Origin of the sequence: Streptomyces violaceorubidus, assembly GCF_000717995.1 — a bacterium.
Classification (GTDB): Bacteria; Actinomycetota; Actinomycetes; order Streptomycetales; family Streptomycetaceae; genus Streptomyces; species Streptomyces violaceorubidus.
This window is the reverse complement of sequence record NZ_JODM01000002.1, coordinates 100,543-116,097: the sequence shown is the minus strand read 5'-3', so window position 1 is coordinate 116,097 and position 15,555 is coordinate 100,543. Positions and strand designations below refer to the sequence as shown.

At 72.2% G+C, this 15,555-nt stretch carries 17 protein-coding genes; 9 read left to right on the top strand and 8 right to left on the bottom strand.

Going from position 1 to position 15,555, the window contains the following annotated elements; all coding sequences use genetic code 11:
* Positions 1–100 precede the first annotated feature (100 nt).
* From IE94_RS0104475 to IE94_RS0104465, 3 genes are all read right to left on the bottom strand, one after another.
* Positions 101–868 carry a DUF2637 domain-containing protein gene (locus IE94_RS0104475; RefSeq protein WP_030178394.1) on the bottom strand — a complete coding sequence of 256 codons (768 nt, stop codon included), beginning with the start codon at positions 866–868 and terminating at the stop codon, positions 101–103.
* Positions 869–906: 38 nt separating this feature from the next.
* A complete protein-coding gene (locus tag IE94_RS0104470; RefSeq protein ID WP_157849322.1) occupies positions 907–1,125 on the bottom strand; it encodes a hypothetical protein in 219 nt (72 codons plus the stop codon).
* Positions 1,126–1,361: 236 nt separating this feature from the next.
* A complete protein-coding gene (locus IE94_RS0104465; RefSeq protein ID WP_245235176.1) occupies positions 1,362–2,702 on the bottom strand; it encodes a tetratricopeptide repeat protein in 1,341 nt (446 codons plus the stop codon).
* Positions 2,703–2,902: 200 nt separating this feature from the next.
* On the opposite strand from IE94_RS0104465, the gene IE94_RS0104460 reads away from it, so the two are divergent.
* From IE94_RS0104460 to IE94_RS0104440, 3 genes are all read left to right on the top strand, one after another.
* Positions 2,903–3,079 carry a hypothetical protein gene (locus tag IE94_RS0104460; protein WP_245235175.1) on the top strand — a complete coding sequence of 59 codons (177 nt, stop codon included), beginning with the start codon at positions 2,903–2,905 and terminating at the stop codon, positions 3,077–3,079.
* A 575-nt stretch (positions 3,080–3,654) separates the two neighbouring features.
* Complete coding sequence (locus tag IE94_RS0104445; RefSeq protein ID WP_245235174.1) at positions 3,655–5,025, top strand: asparagine synthase-related protein; 1,371 nt, start codon at positions 3,655–3,657, stop codon at positions 5,023–5,025.
* A complete protein-coding gene (locus IE94_RS0104440) occupies positions 5,022–5,768 on the top strand; it encodes a class I SAM-dependent methyltransferase (protein ID WP_030178377.1) in 747 nt (248 codons plus the stop codon). Before IE94_RS0104445 ends, IE94_RS0104440 begins: the two co-directional genes overlap by 4 nt.
* Positions 5,769–6,169: 401 nt before the next feature.
* Here IE94_RS0104440 and IE94_RS0104435 read toward each other — a convergent pair whose 3' ends face one another.
* Together IE94_RS0104435 and IE94_RS0104430 are read right to left on the bottom strand one after the other, a co-directional pair.
* Positions 6,170–6,796, bottom strand: a complete 627-nt coding sequence (locus tag IE94_RS0104435; protein WP_030178375.1) for a DedA family protein — start codon at positions 6,794–6,796, stop codon at positions 6,170–6,172.
* Positions 6,793–7,566 (bottom strand): MBL fold metallo-hydrolase, encoded by a 774-nt coding sequence (locus tag IE94_RS0104430; RefSeq protein ID WP_030178373.1) that lies wholly within the window; start codon positions 7,564–7,566, stop codon positions 6,793–6,795. Before IE94_RS0104430 ends, IE94_RS0104435 begins: the two co-directional genes overlap by 4 nt.
* 94 nt (positions 7,567–7,660) lie before the next feature.
* Between IE94_RS0104430 and IE94_RS0104425 the strand changes: the two genes are divergently transcribed.
* From IE94_RS0104425 to IE94_RS0104410, 4 genes are all read left to right on the top strand, one after another.
* On the top strand, positions 7,661–8,062 hold the full coding sequence (locus IE94_RS0104425; protein WP_030178371.1) for a hypothetical protein: 402 nt from the start codon (positions 7,661–7,663) through the stop codon (positions 8,060–8,062).
* A gap of 107 nt (positions 8,063–8,169) precedes the next feature.
* Complete coding sequence (locus IE94_RS0104420; RefSeq protein ID WP_030178369.1) at positions 8,170–10,323, top strand: phage holin family protein; 2,154 nt, start codon at positions 8,170–8,172, stop codon at positions 10,321–10,323.
* An 82-nt stretch (positions 10,324–10,405) separates the two neighbouring features.
* Positions 10,406–11,830 (top strand): amino acid permease, encoded by a 1,425-nt coding sequence (locus IE94_RS0104415; protein ID WP_030178367.1) that lies wholly within the window; start codon positions 10,406–10,408, stop codon positions 11,828–11,830.
* 141 nt (positions 11,831–11,971) lie between these two features.
* Positions 11,972–12,397, top strand: coding sequence for an OsmC family protein (locus IE94_RS0104410; RefSeq protein WP_030178364.1), 426 nt, complete (start codon positions 11,972–11,974; stop codon positions 12,395–12,397).
* A gap of 65 nt (positions 12,398–12,462) precedes the next feature.
* Here the strand turns inward: IE94_RS0104410 and IE94_RS0104405 are convergent, their stop codons facing one another.
* Positions 12,463–12,879 (bottom strand): hypothetical protein, encoded by a 417-nt coding sequence (locus tag IE94_RS0104405; RefSeq protein WP_030178362.1) that lies wholly within the window; start codon positions 12,877–12,879, stop codon positions 12,463–12,465.
* A gap of 156 nt (positions 12,880–13,035) precedes the next feature.
* Here IE94_RS0104405 and IE94_RS0104400 point away from each other — a divergent pair, with 156 nt between their 5' ends.
* Both IE94_RS0104400 and IE94_RS0104395 read left to right on the top strand, forming a co-directional pair.
* Positions 13,036–13,521, top strand: a complete 486-nt coding sequence (locus IE94_RS0104400; RefSeq protein WP_030178359.1) for a SigE family RNA polymerase sigma factor — start codon at positions 13,036–13,038, stop codon at positions 13,519–13,521.
* Positions 13,518–14,330, top strand: coding sequence for a hypothetical protein (locus tag IE94_RS0104395; protein ID WP_245235173.1), 813 nt, complete (start codon positions 13,518–13,520; stop codon positions 14,328–14,330). The genes IE94_RS0104400 and IE94_RS0104395 overlap by 4 nt, the downstream gene beginning before the upstream one ends.
* 10 nt (positions 14,331–14,340) lie before the next feature.
* Here IE94_RS0104395 and narI read toward each other — a convergent pair whose 3' ends face one another.
* Entirely contained in the window at positions 14,341–15,063 is a 723-nt protein-coding gene (gene narI, locus IE94_RS0104390; protein ID WP_030178353.1) for a respiratory nitrate reductase subunit gamma, read from the bottom strand.
* Positions 15,060–15,554 carry a nitrate reductase molybdenum cofactor assembly chaperone gene (gene narJ, locus IE94_RS0104385; protein ID WP_030178351.1) on the bottom strand — a complete coding sequence of 165 codons (495 nt, stop codon included), beginning with the start codon at positions 15,552–15,554 and terminating at the stop codon, positions 15,060–15,062. The genes narI and narJ overlap by 4 nt, the downstream gene beginning before the upstream one ends.
* Between the last annotated feature and the right edge of the window lies 1 nt (position 15,555).

Sequence of the window (15,555 nt, the reverse complement as noted above, 5' to 3'; positions counted from 1 at the left end):
ATCTGTGGGCGTGTTGGTGCTGCTCGGGGCATGACGAACCAGGCCCATTGAGTGGGCGTGGATTTCAGGGAGAGGCGATCCGGCCGGTTGCCGGGGTGGCTCAGAGTTGAGCGAGGGCGGCGGTTGCCACCGGCAGGGCGACGCCCATGCGGGTTGCGAGCTGGGCGGCGGTGACCGGTGTTCCGTGCTCGGCGTGGTGGGTGTCCGCGATGCGCCGGGCCGCACTCAGCAGTGCGGCGGGCAGGGCTGGGCGCGAGCCGGTGGCAGGCGCCTTGGCGACGGCCGGGGCGGGGGCGGAGTCGGGCACCTCGATCACGGTAGGCACTTCGGCCGGAGGCGGCGCAGGTGTCGCGGCGGGGACCGGCTCAGGGGCCGGGGCCGCAGTCTCGGGAGCGGGCGCCGAGGTGGGCACCGGCTCAGCGATGGGTGCGGGGGCTGGGGCAGAGGTGGTGGCGTCCTCCACGTGTGCGGCCGTGTGGAAGTGGGCGAGGAAGGTAGGGCCGACGTGGCCCCAGCCGAGGAGCAGGAGCGGGGCGACGGTATCCAAGCAGGCCCGTCCGTAGCGTCCGGTCAGCAGGGGTTCGGCCGTGTTCAGCGCGAGGGTGAGCAGCCCGCACAGGTGCAGCAGTCGGGTGCCGGCCTTCAGGTCGTGCTCGGGGACGCCACGCAGGGCCAGGAACCGCAGGGCGACCAGGAGTCCGACGACGGACAGGTCCACCATGGGCGCGAGCAGCGGCGCGATTGGGCGGGGGACGCCCAGCCGCAGGGCGAGCGCCCAGACGTTGCCGAAGGAGAAGACGAAGGCCAGGGCCGCGATGATCGCCATGACCACGGTCACGGTGTACCGGGTGAACCGTTCCTCCGCCATGCGCGGGGCCTCCTCTCGGGGCGTGGGGATCGGGGCGTTCAGGGCTTGCCCAGGGAGACGGCCGGGCCGCCCGGCCCGTCGTCGCCGGGGCCCGTGTGGTCGGCGGTGTCGAGGAGGGCGTCCAGGCACAGGGCGGGGTCGGCGGTCAGGTGGGAGGGGTAGGCAAGCGAGCCGACTCCGATCTCGGAAGCAACCGCAGCGGCGCCGCCAGGCCGACTCCGCCGAACGCCGCACAGCACCACGTCAGGCTGCGACAACCGAAGGCCGACCACGATCGATCGTCGTCGGCGTGGGGCACAGACGAAGCCACAGATCGAGCAGCCCGTCCCGCTGCCGAGCGGCCAGGCCGGAGCGGGGCGGATGCTGTGACGGAAGGAAGAGGCGTGGTTGAGGCCGGTGCGGGGTTGCTGGAAGCACACGTGGCGGGTGATCTGTTGGCGCACCCGCCGTCGTGGCTGACTTTCTGTGGCTGAGCGTGAAGGAGCGACGGGGATCAGGTGACCAGCGACGGTGGTGCGAGCGTCCGTGCTCGGTCGTACAGGTCGAGCGCCGTCGCGTTCTTCAGATGAGGGCGCAGGAGACCGAACATCACCTTCACGCGGTCGTCGGCGCGGCCGGACTGCACCTTGGGGTAGTCGTCGAGGGCCTGGTGCCAGGTGGCGCAGGCCGCTTCAAGGTGGCCGAGTTCCAACTGCCGCTCTGCCAACAGGCCACGACGGTGTACTCGTGTGCGCTGGTACACGCTTGGGCGGAGCCGGTCCGCCTGCTGCATGGCGTCGACGGCTCCGGCCTTGTCACCGAGTTCGTAACGGACCTGGCTGACGTGGTAGTTGAGCGAAGAGGGGTCATACGAGCCGAACGCCTTGCCGCGTGACTCGGCACGGTCCATGGCCGCCTCGGCCTCCCGGATGCAGCGCAGCGCACCCGTACGGTCGCCGGTCTGCGCGGCGGCGTGTGCCTGCTGGCCGACGAGGAAGGCCAGCATCCGAGGGCCGGCCTTCGGGGAGGCGGCGGCAGCGGCGTCGGCCAGCTCCATGGCCTTCGCTCCGTGGCGGAGGTCGACCGCCTGGACGCTCATGCCCCGCAGGGTGGTGCAGTACGTCAGGTGGTCCTCCGCCGCGCCCGCCAGCTCCAGGGCCTTGACGTAGTAGCGCTGCGCGAGACCGTGCAGACCTTCGTCCACGGCCATGTAGCCGGTCAGGTAGAGCAGGTCCGAGGCGGCGGACAGCATCGCCTTGCGTACGTCCTCGGGTGCGTCGGCGCGCAGGTAGGAGGCCACGGTGTTGACCATGAACGAGGCCGCCATGGGGCGTGCGTGACGACCGCCGAACTCGTCGTCCAGTTCCGAAACACGCTCGGTCATGGCGATGACCATGTCCACTTCGTTCATACCGATGCGACTCGTGCGGCCAGACTGAATGGCATCGGCACGCCCGACTACATCAGGCCAGCCGGGAATGGTGACGGCCACGGAGAACAGGCCAGCACCCAGGACACTCCGGCGGGACGGGTCCATATCCAGCCTCCCCAGGTCGATCACCCCTTCCACGGTATCCGCAGCCGTGGAGGAGCGATTGCGTGGAACGGGCAGCCCGGCCTCGGCATGGGTGACGGGGCGGCCGAGGCGGCGGGAGAGAGCTTCGAGGATGCATCCGCGCACCGCACCCCGAGGGACGGTGCCGCCCAGCCAGTGGCTCACCGCCGACTCGTCGTAACGCAGGAGGATCCCGGTCTCCGTACCGACGCGGTTCACCGCCCGTGCGAACTGGCGGTGAGTCCAGCGGCTCTCGGTGAGCAGGCGCCCGAGCGCCGCGTTCGGTTCGCGCTTGGCCATGCCCTCAACTCCCCGTGACCTTGCGAACTTTCAAGGCTTTCAAGTCCTGGTGCTGCGGCAACGGTACCGCTGAGCGTGGTCGTGCGGTTGCGTAGAGACAGCAGGCAACGGCGAGTCCTCGCCGCAGCCGTCGTCTGAAGGGCTGAGGGATGAGAAGCGAAGCACGGGCCCGTCTGGCTCGGATGACCGAGGAGCGGGGCATGGACGGGGTGTTGAGGATCGACTCCTACGAGGGCGCGGACCTGCCGCCGGGTTCGAACCGGTTCTCGCCGTGTCTCTGCCCGCAGCACGGCAGGGCCACGCCCGAGTACGGCGCGGAGAAGCTGAGCGTCGCAGTACGCGAGGCCAACCAGCGCAGCCGCGGAGAGCGGCTGTGAACCGGTTAGCCGCAGCCGTCGGCCGCTACGCCGGACCACTCCTGATCATCACTATCTCGGGATCGGCCGGCTTCGTCCTGGGCGTCGCCGCCGCATCCACCCCCACCTGACTCCTCCCCGTCATGCATCCAGGCTCCCCACCTGTGATGAGGGAGGGCCCGCCGTCGGAAGCGGTGGGCACCCCGTCCGGCTGCCTTCTTCGCAAGGGTCCGGCAGCCGGACGGGTCCAACTCCGCAGCATCCGCCGCGGAGTCCACTGAAAACCGTAAGGGAGATAACGATGAACGTGGACGAGCTGTTCACCGGCGACCTGATCACCGGCGTCCCGGCCGTCGAAGCCGCGCTGCTCGACAAGATGCCGGGCGGCGGCGACAACAACGGCGACCACTGCAGCAAGTGATCCAGGGCTGACGCCAGGCGGGGCGGGGCCGTACGCGGCCCCGCCCCGCCGCACGACATCGGAAAGGGACGACATGCTGTCGATGCGTCTGCGCCTGGCCGATCTCCAGGAGCCCAAGTGGAGATCGCAGGGCGGCCGTTGGATCAACGGCGAGAGCTGGATCGAGCCCGCGAACGTGTCCACCCTCGTCATGGAGGTCAACGACGACCAAGCGCCGCGCGTACGGGTCCGGGTGAAGGAGTGCAAGCGGGACGAGGCCGACTTCGTCGAACTCACCATGGAGCCCGGACAAGCCCGCCTGGCGGCGGGCGTCTTCGGCACAGCCCCGCTCTATCTGACAGAGAAGGCCGGCGAACTGCACGCTTCGTGGGACCTGACACTGCTGCGACCGCATCTGCGGGCCGACCGTCTGGTGGCGCGTGTCGTCGCCCGCACGCTGACGAGGCAGCACCGCTACACGTCCGAGACGCTCTTCCAAGGCGTCTACCGCCTCACCGAACGGGCAGCGGTCACGTTCACCCCTTCGGGACTCAGCATCCACTACCCCGACCCCGCCGAACACGTACTTGAGCCACGTACGCTGCGTCCCGGCGTTGATCCACTCGCCGCTCTGGAGGAGTTGCTGACCGACGTGATCCGCCAGGCGCCGACGGCAACCGGATGCGTGGGCGTCGAACTGTCGGGCGGCGCGGACTCCGGGAACGTCGCCCTGGCCATCAAGGCGGCCCGCTTCCCCGAGGTGTACAGCTTCGGCTTGCTGGTGGGAGGAAGCACCGGCAGGCAACAGAGCGAGCGGCGTCGGGCCCTTGTGGAGCACTGCGGCTTCCGGGACACGGCCACCCCCGCCATGCAGCACCCACCCTTCTGCGCTGGAGGCGTGCGCGATCTGTGCAAGCCGCACGATCCGGCGGGAGCCTTCTATCAGGAGGCGTTCGATGTCGTGCGCGAGCAGGCAGCCGCCCGGCGGTGCGAGGTGATGTTCACGGGCAGCGGCGGCGACGAGATCAACGCCCACCACTCCAGGACACAGGCCGAACTGCCGACACCCGAACCCGTACCGTGGCTCGGAGTCAAGGCAGTCCGAGCACTCGCCGAGGTGAACGAGCATCTGGCGCCCATCCCGGTACTGCCCGTACCGACCCTGATGGCGTTCGGGATGCACAACCCCGGATTCCTCCGGGCCGGAATCTGGCCAGTGAGCCCGCTCGTGCACCCGCGGATCGTGCGGTTCATGGAGCAGCTGCCGCGCGAGCACAAGCGCGGCAAGGCGCTGTTCCGCGACCGGATCAGACGGGCCGGGGTACCCGAGTGGGTGGCCGCGCCGGCCGAACCGGAGAACTTCCTGGCCGTTCTGGAAAGGGGCCTGCGTTCCTACGGTTTGCCCGTACTGGATGACATGCTGAAAGAGTCCATCCTGGTGGACCTCGGCTACGTTGATGGGAAGGCTCTCGCCAAGGCGCGGAAGGACGCCGACGCTGCGCCGGTCGTCCCCAACCTGCTGTGCGACGTGCTCGCCCTGGAGATCGGACTGCGAAGCCTCATGTGACCAGCCCCGACACGGAAGCCGAGGACGTGGAAGCCACCAACCTCCTGTACCGCGATCCTGCACTCTACGACGTGGTCCAGTCCGACAGCACGAGCGCCGGAATGTGCCAGACCCTGATCGAACTGCACCGCCCGGACGCCCGGACCCTGATCGACTTCGGATGCGGTACCGGCCGCGACCTGGAGATCCTCGCCAAGCGCTTCGAGTGCATCGGCGTGGACCTCCAGCCCGGCATGGTCGAGTACGCCCACCAGGCCCGGCCCGGGCTGGACATCCGCACCGGCGACATGCGCACCGCACGACTCGGCAGCCGCATGGACGTGGTGACGTGCATGGGCAACAGCCTGGCCTACGTGCACGACAACGAGGCGATCAGCCAGGTCTTCGCCACCTTCGCCGCCCACGCCCGGCCAGGAGCGCTGCTCGTGCTGTGTTCCCCCGTCGCCCCGATCACCCAGGCCGAGCCGACCACCGCTATGGTCGACACCCCGACGGGATCCGCGACCGTCACCATCCGCCACACGTGGGACTTGCGGACCCAGATCAACACCATGCACCGGCACTGGATGCTCCCCTCGGGCGACGAGGCCCGAGACGAGATCCGCAGACGTGTCCTGTTCCCCCAGGAGCTCGAACGCTACGCGGAGGCCGCCGGCTTCGAGGTCCTGGACATGCTCGACGGCACAGGGACAGGGCTTACTGGCCCCACCGCATACACGGTGGCCCGACAAAATTCGCGGTGACCGGCGGAGCGAGAATGGCACCAGCACCGCCGCCCGACTCCTGACGGCAGTAGCGACGGCAACACCCACGGATTTCCCCGCACATCCACGGACACCAGCGGAACACAAATCACGCGCTGACCTGCGAAGAAGCAGGTAGAGGGGTAGCGCTTAGCACACGGGTCGTGTGCCGCCCCCCGGTCGCACCTTCCCACCCGACCGGCTCGCCCGAGCCACCCCTCCCACCGGGGAACCCAACACCGCGCCGGTCGTCCCCGCGCCGGTCGTCCTCGTGCCGGTCGTCCTCGCGCCGTGGGTAGCCCGCCTCGGGCGGCCCGCGTCGGGGGCCCGCGTCGGGCCCACCTGCCCGCCGGGGCGTCGTGGCCCCGCCCCCGCGTGTCCCCCGCACGACCGCCGGAGGCCTACGCCTTCGCCGGGCGTCGGAACCGGCGCCACACCCCCGGTGCCAGGCTGACCAGCACGGTCAGGGCGATCGCCGCGGCCACGCCCTCCCACGGCTCGCTGAACAGGGCGCCGCTGAGGACCCCGATCAGCTGGTACGTCACCGTCCAGGCCAGACAGGCCGGCAGGTTGCCCCGGGCGAAGCGGCGCAGCGGCCACTTCGCCAGCAGGCAGGCCAGCATCACCGGTATCCGGCCGGCCGGCACCAGCCGGGAGAGCACCAGCACCGCGACGTCGTGCTCGGCGAGCTTCTGCTGCGCCTGCTCCAGCCGGTCCTCGGGCGCCCGGGACCGGATCGCCTCCAGCCAGCGCGAGCCGTTCTTCGAGCCGACCCCGCGCCGGCCCAGCCAGTACAGAGCCATGTCCCCGCAGAACGCGGCCAGCGACGCCGTCGCGAACACCATCAGCATGGCGAACGGCAGCGTCTGATGCAGCGCCACCACCGCCGCCGAACTCACCAGCGCCCCCGTCGGCACCACCGGCACCAGCGCCCCGATCAGCACCAGCAGGAACAGCGACGGGTAGCCGAGCGCCTGCTGCGTCGGTTCCGTCGGTATGTCCAGCGTCACGGCCGCCAGCCAGCTCACCGCGCGACCTCCACCCGCACACTCTCGCCGTGCCCCAGCCGGTGCACCGCCACGCCCGGCGCGCGCAGCGCCGACAGGCGCACGAACTCCTCACCGGGCGTGTGGAACTCATGGGGGCGCACGGCGTCCATCCCGATCGGCCAGTACGTGCCGTAGTGCACCGGCACCGCCGTGCGCGGCGCCAGCCGGGCCAGAGCCTCGGCCGCCCGCCCCGCGTCCAGGTGCTCCGCACCGAGGTAGGGGCCCCAGCCGCCCACCGGCAGCAACGCCACGTCGACCGGCCCGACTTCCTTCTCCATGCCGTCGAACAGACCCGTGTCCCCGGCGAAGTACGTCCGCGCCTCGCCCTCGACGACATAGCCGAGCGCGGGGGCGCGGTGCCGTCCGACCGGCAGCCGCCGCCCGTCGTGCCGCGCGGAGACCGCCCGTACACGCAGGTCACCGACGATCGTCTCGTCGCCCGGCGCCACCTCGGTCAGCTCCAGGTGTCCGAGCCGGCGCAGCCCCGGCACCGCCCGTCGTGCGCCCCGGGGCACAAGGAGGCGCGTGCCCGGCGCGAGCCGCGCGAGCGACGGCACGTGCAGATGGTCGGCGTGCAGATGGGAGACCAGCGCCACGTCCGCGCGCCAGGCCTCGGGCGGCGGCACCGCGCCCCGCCTGCGGCGCAGATGGGCGAGCCTGCGGACGAACAGAGGGTCGGTGAGCACCCGCATGCCCGAATCCTCGACCGTACAGGTGGCGTGACCCCACCACGTGAGCTCCACCGGCACCCCTATGCCTCCTTCGCGCGACTCCCCGAAGCCTACGTCCAGGAGTAGGGTCGGCGGCGAAAACGGGAGGTGACGGGAGGTGAGGGGGGACACCATGGGGCCGGTGCGGGTGACGGCGATCGCGAGTCTGACGCCACTGGAGCAGCTGGACGACGACCCCTTCCTGGTCGACTCCCGCAGCCAGCACGCCATGTGCGCCCGCTGGGCCGCGGAGCACGGCTACGTCGTCGCCAGACAGCTGCTGGTGAGCGGTCTGCGGCACGACCACGACGCCCTGTGGGACGGAGTGCGCCCCGGACAGGACCTGTTCGTCGCGCCCAGCCGCCGGGTGCTGGAGAGCGCGCTGTCCTCCGTCGACGACTTCGCCGCCGAGTGCGCGCGGCGCGGCGTCCGCGTCGAGACCGTCGGCCACGCGGAACCGTCCTACGACGCCCGGATGAAGGCGTGCGTGCACCGCAGGCTGTCGATGCCGACGGCCGGGTACGACGGCCGCTGACCGCCACCGCGGGGTGTGAACCGGACCAGGGGGGGACAAACGGGCACTCCGGGGCGTTGTGGCAAGGTGGGGAAGGCCCGCACGGACGTCGGGCCGGGACGTGAGGTGTGCGGAGCGTGGGTGGAGGCCGTTGGCGCCGGGTCGCCAGTCAGATCGGGCGGAGTGTCGCGGTGTGGGCCGTCTCCACCGTCACCATGCTCGCACTCGCCGGAATCCTGCCCGATTTCCGGCTCCAGTCGCCCGACGGGGACAGCGCGACCGACATCGCCGTGACCGCCGCGGTCGGCGCCGGAGCCTTCGGTCTGCTCTCGGCCCTGGTCTGGCCGCTCCTGGTCCGTCTGCTGCTCCTGGTGCCGGCCCTCGTCCTCGGTCTGCTGGTCTTCTTCCTCAACGGCGGGCTGCTGCTCCTCGCGCTCGACGTCAACCCGGCCGGCCGGGGCGGCGTCGCCCCCGAGACGGCGGTCGTGGTGGCCGCCGTCATGTCCGCCGTCGCCTCCGCCACCGGCGGTGCGCTGGCCGTGCGCGACGACGACGCCTACCGGCGGCGCCTGTACCGCCTGGCCGACCGCCGCCGCAGATCGGGACCGCCCTGCCCGACCGATCCCGGCACGGTCTTCCTGCAACTGGACGGCCTCGGTCACGATGTCCTGCTCGACGCGGTCGACCGCGGCGCGATGCCCACCGTCGCCCGCTGGCTCGGACGCGACGGCGCCTCGGCGACCCACCGGCTCGCCTCCTGGCGCACCGACTGGTCCAGCCAGACCGGCGCCAGCCAGCTCGGCATCCTGCACGGCAGCAACCACGACGTCCCCGCCTTCCGCTGGTACGAGAAGGACAGCGGCGAGGTCATGGTCTGCAACCACCCGACCAGCGCCGCCGAACTCCAGTACCGGGCCGTGCGGCGCACCGGCGACGGCGGACTGCTCAGCCTCGACGGCGCCAGCCGCGGCAACCTGTTCGGCGGTGGCGCCGACGAGCAGGCCCTCGTGCTGTCCATAGCCACCCGCCGCCGCAGCCGCGAGACCCGCTCCAGATCCGGCTACTTCGCCTACTTCTCCGACCCCGCCAACGCCGTGCGCACCGCGATGTCGTTCCTCGCCGAGGTGTGCCGGGAGATCGGCCAGTCCACCTGCGCCCGCGTGCACAAGGTCCGCCCGCGCGTCTCCCGCGGCGGTCTCTACCCGTTCGTGCGCGCCTTCGCGACCGTCGTCGAACGCGACGTCGTCGTCGCCGCGGTCATGGGCGACATGCTGGCCGGCCGCACCGCCGTCTACGCCGACCTGGTGGCCTACGACGAGGTCGCCCACCACTCCGGTCCGGGCGGCCGGGACGCCGCCCAGGTCCTCAAGCGGCTGGACCGGTCCCTCGCCCTGATCGAGAAGGTCGCCGAGCACGCCCCCCGCACGTACCGGATCGTGGTCCTCTCCGACCACGGTCAGAGCCCCGGCGAGACCTTCCGCGCCCGCTACGGCCTGACCCTCGCCGACCTGGTGCGGGCCGGCTGCGGACTGCTCGTGCCGCGCAGCGCCCGGCGCACCCGCAGCGGCGCCGAGGCGCGCAACACCGTACGGGCCGCACTGCACCGTCCCGTCGAGGAGGGCGCCGAGCAGCAGCGGCCCGCCGACACCCCCACCGGGCGCCGCTCCGAGCCGATCGTCCTGGCCTCCGGCAATCTGGGCCTGGTCTCCTTCCCGGACGTGCCGCACCGGATGTCCCGCGAGGAGATCGACGCCCGCCACCCCGCCCTGCTGCCGACCCTGGCCAACCACCCCGGCATCGGCTTCCTGCTGGTGCGCAGCGAGGAACACGGCGGAATCGTGCTCGGCGCGCGCGGCGCCGAGGTGCCCCTGGACCGCCTCGACGAGGAGCCGGGGCCGCTCGCCCCCTTCGGCCCCGGCGCCGCCGACGCCGTGCGCCGCACGCACTCCTTCCCGCACACCGCCGACATCATGGTCAACTCCTTCCACGACCCGGCGGACGGAGAGGTCCTCGCCTTCGAGGAGCAGATCGGCTCGCACGGCGGACTCGGCGGCGCCCAGTCGCACGCCTTCCTGCTGTCGCCCGTCGTCCTGTCCGCGCCGGTCGCCGAGGACGCGGAGATCGTCGGCGCCGAACACGTCCACCGGGTGCTGCGCCGCTGGCTGCGCGAGTCGAACGGCCCGCAGGTGCCCGTGGGCCCCGCGGAGGATTCGCGGCCGGACGTCGTGGACAGCGCACCTTTTCCCGCCACAGAGGGGTTCGTACAGGACAAAAGCGCCTGATGTGGAACGGCGTGGGACGGTGCCGGACCATGGGCGCGTCCGGCGATCCCGGGCACCCGTTCCATGAGAGGCGCACCACCCCATGCACGTCACCGGGACCGTCCCCCCATCGGCTCCGGAACCGCAGGCGACCCCCGCGGCCCCCGACCACACCGCCCGCGCCGCAGCCGCCCCCGGCAACGGCCGGCACGCCCGCCGCTTCGGGCTCCCCGTCGCCACCGCCCTGGTCATGGGCAACATCATCGGCGGCGGCATCTTCCTGCTCCCGGCCTCCGTCGCCCCCTTCGGCACCATCAGCCTGCTCGCCTTCGGCGTCCTGACCGTCGGCGCCGTCGCCCTCGCCCTGGTCTTCGGCCGCCTCGCCGCCCGCGACCCACGCACCGGCGGCCCCTACGTCTACGCCCGCGAGGCCTTCGGCGACTTCGCCGGTTTCCTCGCCGCCTGGGCGTACTGGATCACCACCTGGGTGTCCAACGCGGCCCTCGCCGTCGCCGCGGTCGGCTACCTCGACGTCCTGATCCCGGTGAACGACCACCGCTGGACGGCGTGCCTGGCCGCCCTCGTCATCCAGTGGCTGCCCGCGCTCGCCAACTTCGCCGGCACCCGCTGGGTGGGCGCCGTCCAAATGGTCTCCACCGTGCTGAAGTTCGCTCCGCTGCTGCTCGTCGCGGTCGGCGGGCTGTTCTTCTTCGACCTGGACAACCTAGGCCCGTTCAACGCGAGCGGCTCCAGCGGCATCGGCGCGGTCTCCGCCGCCGCCGCGATCCTGCTCTTCTCCTACCTCGGCGTGGAGTCCGCGGCCGTCAGCGCCGGCGAGGTCAAGGACCCCCGCCGCACGGTCGGCCGGGCCACCGTCATCGGCGCCGCGGGCGCCGCCCTCGTCTACCTCCTGGGCACCCTCTCGGTCTTCGGCACCGTCGCCCACGACCGCCTGGTCACCTCCGACGCCCCCTTCTCGGACGCCGTGAACGCCATGTTCGGCGGCGCCTGGGGCGGCTGGGCCGTCGCACTGGCCGCCCTCGTCTCGATGACCGGCTGCCTCAACGGCTGGACCCTGCTCAGCGCCCAGACCCCCTACGCGGCGGCCAGGGACGGCCTCTTCCCGGCCGCCTTCGCCCGCAAGCGGCGCGGAGTGCCCACCGTGGGCGTCGGCGTCACCGTCGTCCTCGCCTCGCTGCTCACCGTCTACAACTACACCTCCGGCTCGGCGAAGGTCTTCGAGGTCCTGGTCCTCGTCACCACCTTCACCGCCACCGTGCCGTACCTGCTGGCCACGGCCGCCCAGCTCTTCCACCTGGTCTCCGGGCAGGGCGGGAAGGTCGACCGGGCGCGCCTGGTGCGGGACGGCGTGGTCGCGGCGGTCGCGGCGGCCTTCTCCCTGTGGCTGGTCGCGGGCGCCGGCTACGCCGCGGTCTACCAGGGCGTGCTGTTCCTGTTCGCGGGCGTCCTCGTGTACGCGGTGATGGCGGCCCGCAGGCGGCGCGCGCAGGAGCCCACCGCACCGTGACCCGGCTGCCTGCCGGAGTGCGTCGCCCGCGAGAGCCGGTCTTGCGGGTGAGCCCGGCCGGAGTGTGATCGGATGGGGGCGGGAACCCGGGCACGGGCTACCACCACCCCGGTACAGCAAGCGAATTCGAGAGGACCCGCCGTGGCAACCACGCGCTCCGCACACACCGTCTGGGAAGGCAACCTGCTCCAGGGCAACGGTGTCGTCACCTTCGACTCGTCCGGCATCGGCGAGCAGCCGGTGTCGTGGCCGTCGCGCGCCGAGCAGGCGAACGGCAAGACCAGCCCCGAAGAGCTGATCGCCGCCGCCCACTCCAGCTGCTTCTCCATGGCGCTGTCGCACGGCCTGGCCGGCGCCGGCACCCCGCCCACCAAGCTCGTCACCTCCGCCGACGTCACCTTCCAGCCGGGCGAGGGCATCACGGGCATCCACCTCACCGTGGAGGGCACCGTCCCCGGCCTCGACGACGACGCCTTCGTCGCCGCCGCCGAGGACGCCAAGAAGAACTGCCCGGTCAGCCAGGCCCTGACCGGCACGACGATCACCCTGTCGGCCAAGCTGGCCTGACCCGGGCGCGCGCCCTCCGGCACCCTCACGTCCCGTGCCGGAGGGCGCGCGCCGTCCCCGCGAGGTCAGCGCCCGCCGGTCAGCAGCAGCGGGCTCGGAAGGCCCGTCGCCCGCTCCTCGTCGTACCCGACGGTGGTGACGCCCCGCGGGGTCCAGGCCACTCCGGTCAGGTACCGGGTGCTGTCCGCTCCGCCGGGCGGGACGGTCGGCTGCGACCACCGGCCACGGCGCAGCCGCGTCACGTACGGTGTGCCGTCCGGCTGTTCCCCGGCGACCGCCACTCCGGCCGGTGCGAGGGTCAGGTCGTTCACGCGACCGGTGCCGGCGGGCGTCGGCACCTGCTTCCAGGAGCGGCCGTCCCAGTGCGCGAGCAGCGCGTGCCCCGGGTCCTCGTCGTCGTTCAGCTTCCGGCCCGCCGCCCAGACGTCGTTCGGCCCGCGGGCCTCCAGGTCCACGAGTTCGCCGTTGACCCCGTCGTGCACTCCTTCTCAATGCGGTGGCGCCATCAGGACGTTGCGGTGTCCGCCGCCTTTCTCGCCGCCTTTGATCCGACGGCCCGGACCGCAACCAAAGGGGCGGGCCACCGCACTTGCACGGTGAGACCGGTCCGCGCGGGCGGGCGGAGAAAGGGGGGCGGGGTGGATCGCGGTGAGGACGCGCTGCACGACTTCGTGCGCGACAGACGCCTGGCGCTCTTCAGGAGCGCCTTCCTGATGTGCGGCAACCGCGAGGAGGCGGAGGACCTGGTGCAGACGACCCTGGTCAAGGTGGTGCTCGGCTGGCGGCGCCTGCAGCAGCTGGACAACGTCGAGGCGTACGCCCGCAAGACGCTGTTCAACACATTCATCGAGGGCAGGCGCCGGTTCTGGCGCCGTGAGCACGCGTACGGGGAGCTGCCGGAACGGGCCGCCCCCGAGACCGACTCGGAGACCGGGATGGTGGTGCGGTCCGCGCTGGCCCGCCTCACCCCGCGGCAGCGGGCCGTGCTGGTGCTGCGCTACTGGGAGGACCAGAGCGTCGAGGCGACCGCCGCGGTGCTCGGCATGCGGGAGAACACGGTGAAGAGCCACACGGCCCGCGGGCTGGCGGCGCTCCGCGCCGAGGTGGGGAAGGAGTTCGTATGAGCGACACCATGGACGACGAGGTGCGCGGCCTGCTCGCCCGGGCCGCCGAGGGGGCCGGCGGTCCCTCGTTCGACCCGGCGGCGGTGTTCGCCCGGGCGTCCGCAGTGCGCCGCAGACGCCGCGCCGTGGTGGCCGGTGGGGCCCTGGCCGTCGTGGCCGGCGCGCTGTTCACCGTGTCCGCCGTGCCCTCGGGCGGGGCGGACCGGACATCGGCCGCGGCCGCCCCCACCGACACCCCCGGGGCGCACACCGAGTTGACCGGGGGCTCCGGGCGGGAGCAGCGGCTCGCGGGGCTGCTGCCCGCCGACGCCGGGGAGGTCGAGGAGGTCTCGCTGGCCGTGCTGCTGAAGGACGCGGACCTGGAGACCGCCACCGGCGGCACGACCGAGGGCGCCCTGGACGGCTGGTACGCCGTCCGCCGGCCGGACGGCGTCGGCTACCTCGGGATCGCCCTGCACGACCAGAAGTACCTGGACGCGAAGTTCCCCGACCGGCAGGGCCCCGCCGCGGACCTCTGCGCGCGGACCGGGACCGAGCCGCCCCGTGCCGACTGCGTGCGCGAGGAACTGGCCGGCGGCCGGGTGCTGACCATCTGGCGGCAGCCGCGGGAGCGGAACGAGGACGGTCCGCGGTGGGGCGAGGAACTCACCGGTCGGCTCGCGCTCCCCGACGGCCGGACCCTGTTCGTCCGCGACAGCGCCGGTTACCGCGGCCACGGACAGCTCGGCCCCCTGCTGCGGACCCCGCCGCTGACCCGTGAGCAGCTCCGCGCCCTGATGCTGCGACCGGAACCGGTGGCGGAGGGGTAGGCGGCACGGCTCAGGAGCCCGTGCGCTCCCAGCCCCGCCGGTCCGGGCGCGGCCCCAGCTGCCGGGGGTCGCGCGACCGGTAGACCACGTACGGCCGGGTCAGGTACTGCAGGGGCGCGCTGAACATGTGCACCAGACGCGTGTAGGGCACCAGGGCGATCAGCACCATGCCGACCACCGCGTGCACGTGGTACAGCACCGGGACGCCCTCCATCAGCTCCGTCTTCGGGTTCAGCGTGAACAGGCTGCGCGCCCACGGGGCGATGGTGCTCCGGTAGTCGTACCCGTTGCCCGAGGTGTCGGACAGCTTGGCGATCATGCCCAGGAGCAGGGCGCCGAGCAGGAAGACGTACATGAGCTTGTCGTTGGCCGTGGTGGCCCGGAAGACCGGAGCGTTGGTGCGGCGCCGGTAGATCAGGACGCCGATCCCGGCGACCGCGAGGACCCCGGCGAAGGTGCCGCCGTACAGGGAGAACAGGTGGTACGCGTGTTCGCTGACGCCGATCGACCGTGTCCACGACGCCGGAACGAACAGGCCGATCAGATGGCCGGCGAGCACGAAGAGGATGCCGTAGTGGAAGACCGGTGAGGCGATGTTGAGCAGCCTGGACTCGTAGACCTGCGAGGAGCGGGTCGTCCAGCCGAAGCGGTCGTAGCGGTGCCGCCAGACGAGGCCCGCGATCAGCAGGGCGAAGGCGGCGTAGGGCAGCACGCCCCACAGGAAGACGTTCATCGGCGCTCTCCGGCGGGGGCGGGCGGCAGGGTGGCGCACACGGCGTCCAGGACGCACGCGTAGGGCGTGCCGAAGGCGGTGAGCCGGGAGCGCAACTGGCCGAGGGCGTCGCGGTGCTCGGTGAGCATGGTCATGTCCCCGGTGCGGGAGACGAACTCCAGGACCGCCGGCAGGAAGTCCGGCAGCTCCTCGCCGGTGAACTCCAGGCCGTGCGCGCGGTACAGCTCCTTGAAGCGGACCAGGGACATCCCGCGGTTGCGGGTGTCGCCGTCGGTCCACCAGCTCAGGTACAGGCTGTGCCGGTTCCTGAAGTCGAAGACCTCCACGTAGTGCGCCTGGAGTTCGCCCTGCCCGGTCACCGCCGCGTGGTCGGTGAAGCCGCGCAGCTGGGGCGCCGCCTCGCGCAGCAGGGGCAGCCGGGCGCGGAAGTCGTCGTCCGGATACGTCAGACAGAGCGCCGCCGCCTGGTGGAGCACCTCGAAGCCGGGCATC